The organism is Pseudomonas sp. 1L-B-1-E-C1, assembly GCF_057291835.1.
The window spans coordinates 316,083-330,267 of record NZ_JBXAWN010000003.1; the positions used below are offsets into that span (position 1 = coordinate 316,083).

Here is a 14,185-nt window from a genome sequence, read left to right on the forward strand (position 1 = left end):
CTTCGACGGCAGGCTCAAACTGAAGGGTATGACGGCGTTTTCCGCAGAGAGTTCGTGCTATGAAAGGGCCATGATGCCTCGGCGGACCGGGCTCGCGACCGGCAAAACCTTGATTTTCCGCGCTTAACCGTTCAGGCGAATCTGCACAAATTTCCGTGAGCTGCCGCAGGCTGCGATCTTTTGACTTTGTGTTTCAAGATCAAGATCAAAAGATCGCAGCCTGCGGCAGCTCCTACAGGGCGTATCCGATTACTTGGTGCCGGTATGCCCGAAGCCGCCGGTGCCACGTTCGGTTTCGACGAATTCCTCGACCATTTCGAAATGCGCCTGCACCACCGGTACCAGCACCAGTTGCGCCAGACGTTCGCCGACGGTCATGGTGAAGTCGCTCTGGCCGCGGTTCCAGCAGGAGACCATCAGCGGCCCCTGGTAATCGGAGTCGATCAGGCCGACCAGGTTGCCCAGGACGATGCCGTGTTTGTGGCCCATGCCCGAGCGCGGCAGGATCAGTGCAGCGAGGTTCGGGTCACCGATGTACACCGACAGGCCGGTGGGGATCAGCACGGTTTCACCCGGTTTGATCACGATGTCCTGTTCCAGCATGGCGCGCAGGTCGAGGCCGGCTGAGCCCGGGGTGGCATATTGCGGCAGCGGGAAGTCGGTACCGATGCGTGGATCGAGGATCTTGGCTTGCAAAGCGTGCATGTAAATTAAACCTGGTTCAGACGTTCGGCGATAAAAGTGACCAGTTGGCGAGCGATCTTGCTCTTGCTGGTCTGGGCGAAAACCGTGGCGTGCAGCTCACGGTCGATGACGCTGCAGGCGTTTTCTTCGCTGTTGAAACCGATGCTCGGGTTGGCGACGTCGTTGGCGACGATCAGATCGAGATTCTTGTCCTTCAGCTTGCGTGCAGCGTAGTCGAGCAGGTGTTCGGTTTCGGCAGCGAAGCCAACACTGAACGGACGGTCGGGACGGGTTGCGATGGTGGCAAGGATGTCCGGGTTGCGCACCATTTGCAGGACGAAGCCGTCACCGCTCGTAGGATCTTTCTTGAGTTTATGCGGGGCGACGACTTCAGGGCGGTAGTCTGCCACCGCTGCCGACGAGATGAACACATCGCAAGGCATGGCCGATTCGCAGGCGGCGAGCATGTCGCGGGCGCTGACCACATCGATACGGGTGACGCGATCCGGCGTCGGCAGGTGCACCGGGCCGCTGATCAGGGTGACGCGGGCGCCGGCTTCCACGGCCGCTTCGGCGAGAGCAAAGCCCATTTTGCCGGAGCTGTGGTTGGTGATGTAGCGCACCGGGTCGATGTTTTCCTGGGTCGGGCCGGCGGTGATCACCACATGCTTGCCGGTCAGGGCCAGGCGCTGGAAGCAATCGGCGGCGAGCAGCGCCAGATCGGTGGCTTCCATCATGCGGCCCATGCCGACGTCGCCGCAGGCCTGGCTGCCCGAGGCCGGGCCGAAGGTCTTCAGGCCACGGCTTTCCAGCAGTTGCAGGTTGGCCTGGGTCGCCGGGTCGCGCCACATCGCCTGATTCATCGCTGGCGCGACAGCAACCACGGCGTCGGTGGCCAGCACCAGTGTAGTCAGCAGATCGTTGGCAATGCCCTGGGCCAGACGGGCGATCAGGTCGGCGGTGGCCGGAGCGATCAGCACCAGATCGGCCCATTTCGCCAGCTCGATATGGCCCATGGCGGCTTCGGCGGCGGGGTCGAGCAAGTCGAGGTGAACGGGGTGGCCCGACAGGGCCTGCATGGTCAGCGGGGTAATGAATTCGGCGCCGCCATGGGTCATGACCACGCGCACTTCGGCACCCTGGTCGATCAGGCGGCGAACCAGATCGGCGCTCTTGTAGGCCGCAATGCCGCCGCCGACGCCCAGAACGATGCGTTTCCGATACAGCCGCTGCATAGGTCTGCCTTTCATTTCGTTGATGATTGCGGTGCGATGCCCCTCCCCAGGGTTGAATCGACCGCCAAAAAGATGGGCTACGATATCACAGCGACCGCTACGGAACAGCGGCGCCCACAGACAAGGAGGTGCTATGAGTATTCGCGATTGGCCGGCGGCGGAACGGCCACGGGAACGGTTGTTGGAACATGGAGCGGGGAGTCTTTCGGACGCCGAGTTACTGGCGATTTTTCTGCGCACCGGATTGCCCGGAAAGAGCGCCGTGGACCTCGCCAGACATCTGCTGATGCAATTCGGCGGCCTGCGTTTGTTGCTCGAGGCCGATCAGGACGCATTCAGCAAACAAATGGGCCTGGGCCCGGCCAAGTTCGCTCAGTTGCAAGCCGCTCAAGAGATGAGCAAGCGCCATCTGGCCGAGCGCTCACGACAGAAGCCGGCGCTGGAGAACCCTCAGGTCGTACGCGATTACCTGAAGGCGATGCTGCGGCATGAACCGCACGAGGTGTTCGGCTGCCTGTTCCTTGATTCAAAACATCAGGTGCTGAACTTCGAGGCACTGTTTCGCGGCTCGATCGACAACACCAGCGTGCATCCCCGGGAAGTAGTGAAGCGCGCGCTGGCCAATAACGCCGCGGCGGTGATCCTGTGTCACAACCATCCGTCCGGCAATACCGATCCGAGCCAGGCGGATCGGCTGCTCACCAAGCGCTTGCAGAAGACTCTGGAGTTGATCGACGTGCGGGTGCTCGATCACTTCATCGTTGGTGACGGTGAGCCGCTGTCGATGGCCGAGTGTGGCTGGATGTAACTCTCGAAAACGGTGCAAATCCACTGTGGGAGCGAGCTTGCTCGCGAAGGCGTCGTGTCAGTCAGCATAATATTTACTGACAGACCGCTTTCGCGAGCAAGCTCGCTCCCACAGGCTGATTGCATCCTCAGGTCTTGCGTTGGTCAGGTTATTTGAGGCTGACCTTGGAGTAGTCCTGCCGGCCGAACGGACTTACCGAGTAACCCTGAACATCCTTGCGCGTCAGTGCATAGGCTGTTGGATGCGCCAACGGCAGCCACAACGCCTGCTGCTGAATCTGCGCCTGGGCCTGTTCATACAGCTTGGTGCGTACGCCTTGTTCGCTGGTGGTCTTGCCGGCGCTGATCAGCTTGTCCAGATCGGCGTTGCAGTACCGCGCAAAGTTGGTCCCGGACTTCACTGCGGCGCAGGAAAACTGCGGGGTGAGGAAGTTGTCCGGGTCGCCGTTATCGCCGGCCCAGCCCATGAACAGCAGGTCATGTTCGCCGGCCTTGGCGCGGCGAATCAGCTCGCCCCATTCGATCACCCGGATCTCCGCCTGAATGCCGATCTCGGCCAGGTCCGATTGCAGCATCTGCGCGCCGAGGCTCGGGTTCGGGTTCAGCAGACTGCCCGATGGGCGCGTCCAGATCGTGGTCTGGAATCCATCTTTCAATCCGGCCTTGGCCAGCAGCGCCTTGGCCTTGGCTACGTCGTGCGGATAGCCCGGCAGGTTCTTCGCGTAGCTCCAGGTGTTCGGCGGGTAGGGGCCGTTGGCCGCTTCGGCAGTGTCTTCGAACACGGCCTTGATGTAGTTGGCCTTGTCGAAAGCGAGGTTGATCGCCTGGCGTACTTCCGGCTTGTCCAGCGGCGGATGCTGGCTGTTGATGCCCACGAAAGCGGTCATGAACGCGTCAGTCCTTTCGACTTTCAGTGTTGGTTCTTTCAGCGCGGCCTGTACGTCCAACGGCTTTGGCGACAGGGCGATCTGGCATTCATTGCGCCGCAGCTTTTGCAGGCGCACGTTGGCGTCCGGCGTGATGGCGAAGATCAGCGGGTCGACGGCAGGCTTGCCATGGAAGTAATCCGGGTTGGCCTTGTAACGGATCGCCGCGTCTTTCTGGAAGCGATTGAACACGAACGGGCCAGTGCCGATTGGCTGGCTGTTGAGTTTGTCGGTCGCACCAGCCTTCATCAGCTTGTCGGCGTATTCAGCAGAGTAGATCGAGGCGAAACCCATGCTCAGGGTCGCGAGAAAGGTCGAATCCGGGTGATCAAGAGTGAAGCGCACGGTAAGCGGATCGAGGGCATCGATTTTCTTGATCAGGGTCGGCAGTTGCATCGACTGCGCATGCGGGAAACCACTCTGGGTGACTTTGTGCCACGGGTTGGCCGGGTCGAGCATGCGGTCGAAGCTGAATTTGACGTCTTCGGCACTCAGCTCGCGGCTCGGCTTGAAGTAATCGGTTGTATGAAATTTCACCTGCGGGTGCAGCTTGAATACATACGTCAGGCCATCAGTGCTGACCTCCCAGCTGTCGGCCAGGCTCGGGATCACCTTGCCACTGGCGGTGTCGAAATCCACCAGACGGTTCATCAGTACGTCAGCCGAAGCGTTGGTGGTGGTCAACGAGTTGTACTGCACCACGTCGAACCCTTCAGGGCTGGCCTCGGTACACACGCTCAAAGCGGCGGCCTGGGCGAGGGGGCTCAGCAGGAGCGGGGCGAGCAACAGGGGTAGGGCAGCGAGGCGCATGGTCGGTTTCCTTTACAGATCGAAGGCCCATCTGCAAGTGCAGTCTGGAAAAGTCCTACCCTAGAGCTCTGAATTGCAAATGACTATCCCCTTTTTGCATTTTCAGGCGCAGTCTTGCACGGTTTCGAGCGCTGACAGCCAGATGGAAAGTCTGAATCGTCTGTAGGGCGGGAATTCTGCGACGAGTGGTCAAAACTCGTCGCGGCCTTTATTCAAGGCACCTGAGGCGGAAAAAATCGCCCCTTTTCCGATTGATTGCACACCGATTGTTGTTGCACCCCGGTCTTTCTGGTATAAAGCAGCGCTCTTTTCTAGGGGCCCGGTTCCTTCACTGTAGGTGTAGCCGGTAAGACCTCTAAAGAAACGCGGCGCCTGGCGCCAAATGACTGAGAGATTAAGCGGCCAACCCATGCCGGGTTGGGCATGTGGTTTTAGAGGGCTGAGGCATGTCGAGAGTATGTCAAGTTACCGGTAAGGGTCCGGTGACTGGGAATAACATTTCCCACGCAAACAACAAAACCCGTCGTCGTTTCCTGCCGAACCTGCAGCATCACCGCTTCTGGGTTGAAGAAGAGAAACGTTTTGTGCGTCTGCGCGTATCTGCCAAAGGCATGCGTATCATCGACAAGCGTGGCATCACTGTCGTGCTCGCCGAACTTCGCCGCGATGGCAAGATTTAAGGGAGCTAATCATGCGTGAATTGATTCGTTTGATCTCGAGCGCCGGTACTGGTCACTTCTACACTACCGACAAGAACAAGCGTACTACCCCGGACAAAATCGAGATCAAGAAATATGATCCGGTTGTTCGCAAGCACGTGATGTACAAGGAAGGCAAAATCAAGTAATTGATTTTTCCTGACTACGAAAAAGGCCCGTATCTCACGATACGGGCCTTTTTTGTTGGAGCAGCCCTGGGTTTGATCCCCGGGGCCGCGGTGTGGGCTGATCTCAGCCAAAGCTGAATGAATGGATATTGCCTGCTGGGTCCGGGGTAATATTCAGGCGATCAGGACGGATATCGGTGGGGCAAGTCATGACACAAATATCTGTAATGCCCGTCAGCTCGCTGATGTAAGCCACGACGCTGCGTACGTAGCGGGTGCCGATCAGGTGGCGAATTTGTTGCAGTGCTTCTTCATTGGTCATTTCGCATTTCCTTATGCGTGCGTTGGGTGCCTTTTTCAGGCCGCCCGATTCTCTGACCAGTTTCGCCAGGCCGTGCGGTATATAGTTATTTTTTCTCGAAAATCACATAGATCTTGCGGCAAGCCTCGAGCACTTCCCAGGTACCGCGAAACCCCGCCGGAATCACGAAGCGATCGCCAACCCGCAAGGTCTTCGCATTGCCATCGCTGTCACGCAGTACCGAAACCCCCTGCAGAATCTCGCAGTACTCATGCTCGGTGTAATTCACCGTCCACTGGCCCACCGCGCCTTCCCACACACCCACGCCCATCTGCCCACAAGGGCTGTCATATTGATGGAACACCGCCTGCTCAGGGTCGCCCTTGAGCACTTTCGCCGGATCCGGGCGATAGCGTTCGGCTTCGCTGCTGGCGAGGCTGATGTCGACGACGTTCTGGATGTTCATTGTTGTTTTCTCCGCTAATGACGACGCGTTGGCTGGAATGGGCCAAAGTCTATGTTTATTAAAATGAACACCGCAAGGCCGTATGGCCAGCTTGTGTCAAATATATTGAAACAAACCCGGCCGCTGGTTTAGGGTGGCGGGTGCCTCGGGCCGAAAGTGCAGGCTGGCCGGGCAGAATTCTTGAACAGCGTCGCAACGCTTGCGGCGCTCGTATTCAATAAGAGGAGGACACCCGAATGACCACCCTGACTCGTGCCGACTGGGAACAACGCGCCCGCGATCTGCAAATCGAAGGCCGCGCCTTCCTGAATGGCGAATACACCGACGCCATCTCCGGCGAAACCTTCGAATGCATCAGCCCGGTCGATGGCCGCCTGCTCGGCAAGATCGCCAGCTGTGACGCCGCCGATGCTGACCGTGCCGTGGAAAACGCTCGCGCTACTTTCAATTCCGGCGTCTGGTCGCGCCTGGCGCCGACCAAACGCAAAGCCACCATGATCCGCTTCGCCAGCCTGCTGAAACAGCATGCCGAAGAACTGGCGCTGCTGGAAACCCTCGACATGGGCAAGCCGATCAGCGATTCGCTGTATATCGACGTGCCGGGCGCGGCGCAGGCGCTGAGCTGGAGCGGTGAAGCGATCGACAAGATCTACGATGAAGTCGCCGCGACCCCACATGATCAATTGGGTCTGGTGACCCGTGAACCGGTGGGCGTGGTCGGCGCTATCGTGCCGTGGAACTTCCCGTTGATGATGGCCTGCTGGAAACTCGGGCCAGCGTTGTCGACCGGTAACTCGGTGATCCTCAAGCCGTCGGAAAAATCGCCGCTGACCGCCATACGTATCGCTGCGCTGGCCGTTGAGGCCGGTATTCCGAAAGGCGTGCTCAACGTGCTGCCGGGCTATGGCCACACGGTCGGCAAGGCGTTGGGTCTGCACAATGACGTCGACACGCTGGTGTTCACCGGTTCGACCAAGATCGCCAAGCAACTGATGGTCTACGCCGGCGAATCGAACATGAAACGCGTCTGGCTGGAAGCGGGCGGCAAGAGCCCGAACATCGTCTTCGCCGATGCGCCGGACCTGCAGGCCGCCGCCGAATCCGCCGCCAGCGCCATCGCTTTCAACCAGGGCGAAGTCTGCACCGCCGGTTCGCGGCTGCTGGTCGAGCGCTCGATCAAGGACAAATTCCTGCCGATGGTGATCGAGGCGCTGAAAACCTGGAAACCCGGCAATCCGCTGGATCCGGCGACCAACGTCGGTGCGCTGGTCGATACCCAGCAGATGAACACCGTGCTGTCGTACATCGAATCCGGTCACACCGATGGCGCCAAACTCGTCGCCGGCGGCAAGCGCATCCTCCAGGAAACCGGCGGCACTTACGTTGAGCCAACCATTTTCGATGGTGTGAGCAATGCGATGAAGATTGCCCAGGAAGAGATTTTCGGCCCGGTGTTGTCGGTGATCGCTTTCGATAGCGCAGAAGAAGCCATCCAGATCGCCAACGACACGCCATACGGTCTGGCCGCAGCGGTGTGGACCCAGGACATCTCCAAAGCGCACCTGACCGCCAAGGCCTTGCGCGCCGGCAGCGTGTGGGTCAACCAGTACGACGGTGGCGACATGACCGCGCCGTTCGGTGGCTTCAAACAGTCGGGCAACGGTCGCGACAAATCGCTGCACGCCTTCGACAAGTACACCGAGCTGAAGGCGACTTGGATCAAGCTGTAATGCATTAAGGGGCCTGAGTAGATCGGGCTCCCGACCATACAGAGATCCCCTGTGGGAGCGAGCCTGCTCGCGAAAGCGGTGTATCAGTCAGCAGACCTGCTGAATGTGAAACCGTATTCGCGAGCAAGCTCGCTCCCACACTGGTTTTGTGGTGCAGATAAAAATATCCACAGGAGCGTGGAACATGCGGTGGGCGACGTATTTCGCCGTGTTGGCGTCTGTCTTGAGTGTCGGCCTGGCCCTGGGGGTCAGCATGCCGCTGGTGTCGTTGCGTCTGGAGGGCTGGGGCTACGGCTCGTTCGCCATCGGTGTGATGGCGGCGATGCCGGCGATCGGTGTACTGCTGGGGGCGAAGATTTCCAGCCATCTCGCTGCGTATTTCGGCACCGCTAACCTGATGCGTTTGTGCCTGTGGGCCGGGGCATTGTCGATCGGTTTACTGGCATTGCTGCCGAGTTATCCGATCTGGTTGCTGCTGCGGCTGCTGATCGGCGTGATCCTGACCATCGTGTTCATCCTTGGCGAGAGCTGGATCAATCAGCTGGTTGTCGAAAAGTGGCGCGGGCGTCTGGTGGCGCTGTATGGCAGCAGCTATGCGCTGAGCCAACTGTCCGGTCCATTGCTGCTGGGCGCGCTGGGCACCGAGCACGATTATGGTTTTTGGGTCGGGGTCGGTCTGCTGACGGTCTCGCCCTTCCTGCTCTTGGGTCGCAGCGGCGCGCCGAGCAGTGAGGCCAACAGCGTGACGTTTGGCGATCTGTGGGGCTTTGCCCGGGAGTTGCCGGCGATTGCCTGGGCGGTGTCGTTGTTCGCCGCGTTCGAGGCGATGATCCTGACGCTGCTGCCGGTGTACTGCCTGCAGCAGGGGTTCACCGCCGAAATCGCTCTGGCCATGGTCAGCACCGTGGTGGTCGGCGATGCGCTGTTGCAACTGCCGATCGGCGCATTGGCCGATTACCTGTCGCGGCGCACGCTGTTTACCGGGTGCGCGGTGGTGTTGATGCTGTCGAGTCTGGCCATTCCAGTGTTGCTCGACACACTGCTGATCTGGCCGCTGTGGGTGCTGTTCGGCGCCAGTGCCGGCGGCTTGTTCACCCTGTCGCTGATCCTGATCGGCGAGCGCTACCGTGACGATGCGCTGGTGCGCGCCAATGCGCATATCGCGCAATTGTGGGGTGTCGGTTGTCTGGTCGGGCCGTTGGCGGCGGGGGCAGGCAGTCAGTGGATCAATGGGCATGCGTTGCCGCTGTTGATGGCGGCAGGGGCTTTCGGGTTGGTTATCCTGTTGTTGCGCCAGGGCGCCTTCGGCAAAATCCAGACTGCTTGAGATAAAAAGATCGCAGCCTTCGGCAGCTCCTACAGGGCAAACGCATTGCCAACTGTAGGAGCTGCCGAAGGCTGCGATCTTTTTGCTTTTTACAGCATCCGCTCCAGGCCGACGCTGGTGCTGAACCATGAATTGAAGCGCCGCCACCAGCTCCCCGGTTCCTTGGTCAGGGTATGCATCTGGCCGTTGTCCTCGGTGACCCAGACGACCTTGCCGTCCTCAAGCTTCGCCTGATAGCTCAGGGTCGGCGCCATGCCTTGCAGCGCCAGTGCGCGCACGTGCTCGGCCAGTTCCGGGCTGTCGACCAGGACGCCGACTTCGGTGTTCCACAACACCGAGCGTGGGTCGAAATTGAACGAGCCGATAAACGATTTGCGCCGATCGAAAATCATCGCCTTGCTGTGCAGGCTGGAATCCGAGCCGCGATACGAGCGGCTGTAAAACACCCTCGGACCGCTGCCATAGTTATCCCCAGGCTGACGGCGCAGTTCATAGAGTTTCACCCCGTGTTCAAGCAACGCCTTGCGATAGGGCGCGTAGCCGCCATGCACCGCCGGCACGTCGGTGGCCTCCAGCGAATTGGTCAACAGACTCACAGAGACCCCGGCATCGGCGCGCCCGGTCAGGTAGACCAGCCCCGGCTGACCCGGCACGAAGTACGCGGAGATCATGATCAGCTCTTTGCTGACACCGGTCAGTTCCGGCGCCAGTTGCGTGGTCAGCAGCAGGTGCGGATCGGGTTCGCCCTTGGACAACACCTTGCTCGGCGCATCCCACAGGGCCTGGTTCCAGGCCCAGATCAGTTCCTTGCGCCAGATGTCCATGCGCGGGTCGGTGGTGAACTTCATCAACTGCTGATACAGCGCGTGGTTCTGCTTGCGGGTTTCTTCCAGCGACTCTTCCAGGCGCGTGCGCGTGTTTTCCAGGTCGGCGGCGGTCGGCTGGCTGGAGAGGAATTCGTCGATCGGCTTGCTCAGCGCACTGTTCCAGTACTGATCGAAACTGTGCCCGAGCTGCTCGGCCACCGGGCCGATGCTGAGCATGTCGATGTCGGTGAAATTCAGGTTGGGTTCGGCGTCGAAATACTCATCCCCCAGATTGCGTCCGCCGACGATGGCCGCGCTGTTGTCCGCCAGCCACAGCTTGTTGTGCATGCGCCGGTGCTGCACGGACAGATTGAACAATCGCCCGGCCGCACGCGTAACGCCGGTGCTGCGCCCCAGGTGCAACGGATTGAACAAACGAATCTGAATCTGCGGATGCGCCGCCAGGGTGGCGATGATCTGGTCGAGGCCGTCGCTGGTGGTGTCGTCGAGCAGGATGCGCACGCGCACGCCACGGTCGGCAGCCTTGAGCACTTCCTCCACCAGCATCCGCGTGCTGATGCCGTCGTGGACGATGTAGTACTGCAAATCGAGGCTGACCTGGGCGTGACGAATCAGCTCGGCCCTGGCAGTAAACGCCTCGCCGCTGTCGGAGAGCAGGCGAAACCCTGACTGCCCCTTGTAGGGCGCGGCCTGCGCCTGGATCGAACGGCCGAAGCTGGATTGCGAAGCAGGCAAAGCCTGGCTCGGTTCGCGCGGTACATCAAGGCTGGCGCAGCCGCTGAGGATCGAGGCGAGTATCAGTAAAGCGAGTAGGGGCTGTCTGAAGCTCACGTAGGATCGTTCCGGTTGGCGGCTGAGGTCGGCATTTTGGACGCCGGGCTGGCAAAAAAGGTCAGTCGGTCTCAGCGAGTAATCTGATTGCCGCGGCGCCGACCTTGCGCACCGCTTCTTCGATCTGCGCTGTTGGTTTGGCAGCGTAGTTCATCCGCAGACAATTGCGGTATTTGCCCGAGGCGGAAAAGATGCTGCCGACGGCAATCTGTACGCCTTGATCGTGCAGCGCGCGATTCAGTTTCAGCGTGTCGAAACCTTCCGGCAGCTCCACCCAAAGCATGAAGCTGCCCTGCGGGCGACTGGCGCGAGTACCGGTGGGAAAGTAGCGCGTCACCCAGTCGATCATTGCATCGCGATTGCGCTGGTACTGCATGCGCATGCGCCGCAAGTGCGGCTCGAAATGCCCGGCCTTGATGAACTCGGCAATCGCGATCTGCGGTTGTGGCGCGGTGGATCCGGTGCTGATGTATTTCATGTGCAGCACCCGCTCCAGATATCGGCCGGGCGCCACCCAGCCGATGCGCAGCCCCGGCGCCAAGGTCTTGGAGAACGAGCTGCACAGCAACACGCGGCCGTCTTCGTCGAAGGATTTGATCGTACGCGGGCGCGGGTAGGTGTAGGCCAGTTCGCCATACACATCGTCTTCGATGATCGCCACGTCGAAACGCTGGGCCAGGGTCAACAGCGCGCGTTTGCGCGACTCGGGCATGACGTAACCGAGCGGGTTGTTGCAGTTGGGGGTGAGCTGAATGGCCTTGATCGGCCATTGTTCCAGAGCCAGTTCAAGTGCGTCGAGGCTGATCCCGGTGAGCGGGTCGGTAGGGATTTCCAGGGCTTTCATGCCGAGGCCTTTGAGGGTCTGCATGGCGCCGTGGAAGCTCGGCGAGTCCACCGCGACGATGTCACCCGGCTCGCAGACCGCGTGGATGCTGGTGGACAGCGCTTCGTGGCAGCCAGTGGTGATCACCAGATCGCTGGCGCTCAACTGACAGCCGGAATCGAGCATCAGGCGCGCGATCTGTTCGCGCAGTTCGAGGTTGCCGTGGATGTTGTCGTAATACAGACCGGGCATATCCTGCCGGCGGCTGATCCGTGCCAGTCCACGCAGCAAGGGTTTCATGGTCGGCGAGCCGACATCGGGCATGCCGCGCCCCAACTGCACGACGTCCTTGCGTGGTACGGCGCGGATCAATTCCAGCACCTGATCCCACTGCGAAATTTCCACCGGCCGCTGCGCGGGGCGGCCAATCGCGGGCAATTCCGGCAGCTCGCGACCGACAGGCACAAAATAGCCGGACTTGGGTTTTGGCGTGGCCAGACCGTTGTCTTCAAGCACCCGATAGGCCTGCTGCACCGTGCTCAGGCTGACTCCATGTTCAACGCTCAGTGCACGCACCGACGGCAAGCGATCACCGGGGCGATAGAAGCCTTGTTCGATGCGGGTGCCGAGCAACTCGGCGAGGTTTACATACAGAGTCATGGTGGCCTCGGTGTCCGTTGGTGGAAACCAGTACAGATGCGGCAAAAATCAATCATTCAGTCGGCGAATCGACGAATCTGTATGGAATTAATACAGGTTCGTTGAATCTGTAATGGTTTTGTTCGCCCGCGCATCATGGAATCTCTGGCTACCCAAGTAAACAGGAGCAACGAAAATGAACGGCTTGAGCGATGTGCGGCTGACGTTACACAGTCAGGAACTGGCGGCAGGGCAGAAGGACAGCGCGCGCAATCTGCTGCGTAACGCACCGTCCGGCCTGAGTCGCTGGGGCCTGTTCTGGCATCGTCTGCACACGCGCAAGGCGTTGCTGGAATTGACGCCGGAACAGCTCAAGGATGTCGGGCTGACACTGGAGCAGGCGCGGGAGGAGGGGTTGAAGCCGTTCTGGCGGATCTGAGATCTGTATCGTTCATGCGGGCCTCTTCGCGAGCAGGCTCACTCCTACAGGGGAAACGCATTTCAACTGTAGGAGTGAGCCTGCTCGCGATAGAGCCCTTAAAGCCACCGCAACTCTGTCAGACCAACTCTTTAAGCCGATGCCACAACATCCCCAGCGCCAACAACGGCGAGCGCAAATGCTTGCCGCCGGGGAAGGTGATGTGCGGCACCTTGGCGAACAGATCAAAGCCGCCGCCATGCTGCCCGCTGATCGCCTCAGCCAGCAGCTTGCCGGCCAGGTGCGTGGCATTCACCCCATGCCCGGAATAGGCCTGGGCGTAATACACGTTCGGCTGGTCGGCGAGCCGGCCAATCTGCGGCAAACGGTTGGCGCCGATGCCGATCATCCCGCCCCATTGATAATCGATCTTCACCCCGGCCAATTGCGGGAACACTTCAAGCATCTTCGGCTGCATATAAGCGCCGATGTCTTTCGGGTCGCGCCCTGAATAATGGCAGGCGCCGCCAAACAGCAAACGACGATCAGCCGAGAGCCGGTAGTAATCCAGCGCTACCCGCTGGTCGCAGACCGCCATGTTCTGCGGCAGCAGGTCATGCGCCAGCTCTTCGCTGAGCGGTTCGGTGGCAATGATGTAGCTGCCGGCGGGCAAAACCTTGCCGCTCAGCTGCGGGTTCAAGCCATTGAGGTAAGCATTGCAGCCCAGCACCAGAGTCTTCGCCCGCACCGAGCCTTGGGCCGTGTGCACCTTCACTTCAGGGCCGTAATCGATGCGCGTCACCGCCGAACGTTCGAACAACTGCACGCCCAGTTGCTGCGCCGCGGCCGCTTCGCCCAGCGCCAGATTCAGCGGGTGCAGATGCCCGGAGCCCATGTCGATCAGGCCGCCAACGTAGCGTTTCGAACCGACCACGGTGTGCATTTCGTTGGCCTGTAGCAGACGGGTTTCGTAGCGGTAACCGAGGCCGCGCAGTTCTTCGGCGTCTTCGGCAAAACCCTCAACATCAGAAGCTTTGTTGGCGAGGTCGCAGTAGCCCCAGGTCAGGTCGCAGGCAATGCCGAAACGCTCGACACGTTGGCGAACAATCTCCACGGCTTCAAGGCCCATAAGTTTCATCTCGCGCACGCCATCGACACCGATGACATTGGCGAACTGATCGAGGCCGTGACCGACGCCGCGAATCAACTGCCCGCCGTTGCGACCGCTGGCGCCCCAGCCGATCCTGTGCGCTTCCAGCAACACTACGCTGAAGCCGCGTTCGGCCAGCTCCAATGCCGTGTTCAACCCGGAAAAGCCGCCGCCGACGACGCAGACATCAGCCGCCACCTCGCCTTGCAAGACAGGATGGTCGGGCTGCGGCAAGCTGCTGGCGGCGTAATAAGAGGCAACGTGGGGCTGGCTCGCGGTGGTCTGGGCGCGGGCGGTCATGGGCATCATCCAACGGCTGAGTGTCGAGAAAATTTGACGGAGCATAAGCTGCGCGGCTGAAGGCGGGCAACATCGGTCGGTCTGC

14 protein-coding genes are annotated in these 14,185 nt (G+C 60.4%); 6 read left to right on the top strand and 8 right to left on the bottom strand.

Translation table 11 applies throughout. The features are described 5' to 3' along the window. Positions 1-249: 249 nt before the first annotated feature. Positions 250-705 carry a dUTP diphosphatase gene (dut, locus tag AC0Z4S_RS07710; protein ID WP_008086463.1) on the bottom strand — a complete coding sequence of 152 codons (456 nt, stop codon included), beginning with the start codon at positions 703-705 and terminating at the stop codon, positions 250-252. Positions 706-710: 5 nt separating this feature from the next. Continuing rightward, on the bottom strand, positions 711-1,919 hold the full coding sequence (gene coaBC, locus AC0Z4S_RS07715; RefSeq protein WP_039757372.1) for a bifunctional phosphopantothenoylcysteine decarboxylase/phosphopantothenate--cysteine ligase CoaBC: 1,209 nt from the start codon (positions 1,917-1,919) through the stop codon (positions 711-713). 133 nt (positions 1,920-2,052) lie between these two features. Between coaBC and radC the strand changes: the two genes are divergently transcribed. Continuing rightward, complete coding sequence (gene radC, locus AC0Z4S_RS07720) at positions 2,053-2,727, top strand: RadC family protein (RefSeq protein WP_253497193.1); 675 nt, start codon at positions 2,053-2,055, stop codon at positions 2,725-2,727. Positions 2,728-2,875: 148 nt separating this feature from the next. Here radC and AC0Z4S_RS07725 read toward each other — a convergent pair whose 3' ends face one another. After that, complete coding sequence (locus AC0Z4S_RS07725) at positions 2,876-4,462, bottom strand: ABC transporter substrate-binding protein (protein WP_485622590.1); 1,587 nt, start codon at positions 4,460-4,462, stop codon at positions 2,876-2,878. A gap of 446 nt (positions 4,463-4,908) precedes the next feature. Between AC0Z4S_RS07725 and rpmB the strand changes: the two genes are divergently transcribed. Both rpmB and rpmG read left to right on the top strand, forming a co-directional pair. Beyond that, positions 4,909-5,142, top strand: coding sequence for a 50S ribosomal protein L28 (rpmB, locus tag AC0Z4S_RS07730; protein WP_007920377.1), 234 nt, complete (start codon positions 4,909-4,911; stop codon positions 5,140-5,142). A gap of 11 nt (positions 5,143-5,153) precedes the next feature. Beyond that, positions 5,154-5,309, top strand: coding sequence for a 50S ribosomal protein L33 (rpmG, locus tag AC0Z4S_RS07735; RefSeq protein WP_016772554.1), 156 nt, complete (start codon positions 5,154-5,156; stop codon positions 5,307-5,309). A gap of 103 nt (positions 5,310-5,412) precedes the next feature. Here rpmG and AC0Z4S_RS07740 read toward each other — a convergent pair whose 3' ends face one another. Both AC0Z4S_RS07740 and AC0Z4S_RS07745 read right to left on the bottom strand, forming a co-directional pair. Continuing rightward, positions 5,413-5,610: a hypothetical protein gene (locus tag AC0Z4S_RS07740; RefSeq protein ID WP_471877001.1), complete on the bottom strand. Its 198-nt coding sequence runs from the start codon at positions 5,608-5,610 to the stop codon at positions 5,413-5,415. Positions 5,611-5,695: 85 nt separating this feature from the next. Continuing rightward, entirely contained in the window at positions 5,696-6,055 is a 360-nt protein-coding gene (locus tag AC0Z4S_RS07745; RefSeq protein ID WP_471877002.1) for a cupin domain-containing protein, read from the bottom strand. 236 nt (positions 6,056-6,291) lie between these two features. Between AC0Z4S_RS07745 and AC0Z4S_RS07750 the strand changes: the two genes are divergently transcribed. Both AC0Z4S_RS07750 and AC0Z4S_RS07755 read left to right on the top strand, forming a co-directional pair. Then, positions 6,292-7,785 (top strand): aldehyde dehydrogenase, encoded by a 1,494-nt coding sequence (locus tag AC0Z4S_RS07750; RefSeq protein WP_253497187.1) that lies wholly within the window; start codon positions 6,292-6,294, stop codon positions 7,783-7,785. A 184-nt stretch (positions 7,786-7,969) separates the two neighbouring features. Continuing rightward, positions 7,970-9,112: an MFS transporter gene (locus AC0Z4S_RS07755; RefSeq protein ID WP_485622591.1), complete on the top strand. Its 1,143-nt coding sequence runs from the start codon at positions 7,970-7,972 to the stop codon at positions 9,110-9,112. A gap of 89 nt (positions 9,113-9,201) precedes the next feature. Here the strand turns inward: AC0Z4S_RS07755 and AC0Z4S_RS07760 are convergent, their stop codons facing one another. Both AC0Z4S_RS07760 and AC0Z4S_RS07765 read right to left on the bottom strand, forming a co-directional pair. After that, positions 9,202-10,770 (bottom strand): phospholipase D family protein, encoded by a 1,569-nt coding sequence (locus AC0Z4S_RS07760; protein ID WP_485622592.1) that lies wholly within the window; start codon positions 10,768-10,770, stop codon positions 9,202-9,204. Between the two features lie 61 nt (positions 10,771-10,831). Then, positions 10,832-12,253, bottom strand: coding sequence for an aminotransferase-like domain-containing protein (locus AC0Z4S_RS07765; RefSeq protein ID WP_485622593.1), 1,422 nt, complete (start codon positions 12,251-12,253; stop codon positions 10,832-10,834). Between the two features lie 175 nt (positions 12,254-12,428). Here AC0Z4S_RS07765 and AC0Z4S_RS07770 point away from each other — a divergent pair, with 175 nt between their 5' ends. Continuing rightward, positions 12,429-12,671 (top strand): DUF1127 domain-containing protein, encoded by a 243-nt coding sequence (locus AC0Z4S_RS07770; protein WP_253497175.1) that lies wholly within the window; start codon positions 12,429-12,431, stop codon positions 12,669-12,671. A 118-nt stretch (positions 12,672-12,789) separates the two neighbouring features. Here AC0Z4S_RS07770 and AC0Z4S_RS07775 read toward each other — a convergent pair whose 3' ends face one another. After that, positions 12,790-14,100, bottom strand: coding sequence for an NAD(P)/FAD-dependent oxidoreductase (locus AC0Z4S_RS07775; protein ID WP_485622594.1), 1,311 nt, complete (start codon positions 14,098-14,100; stop codon positions 12,790-12,792). Positions 14,101-14,185 lie beyond the last annotated feature (85 nt).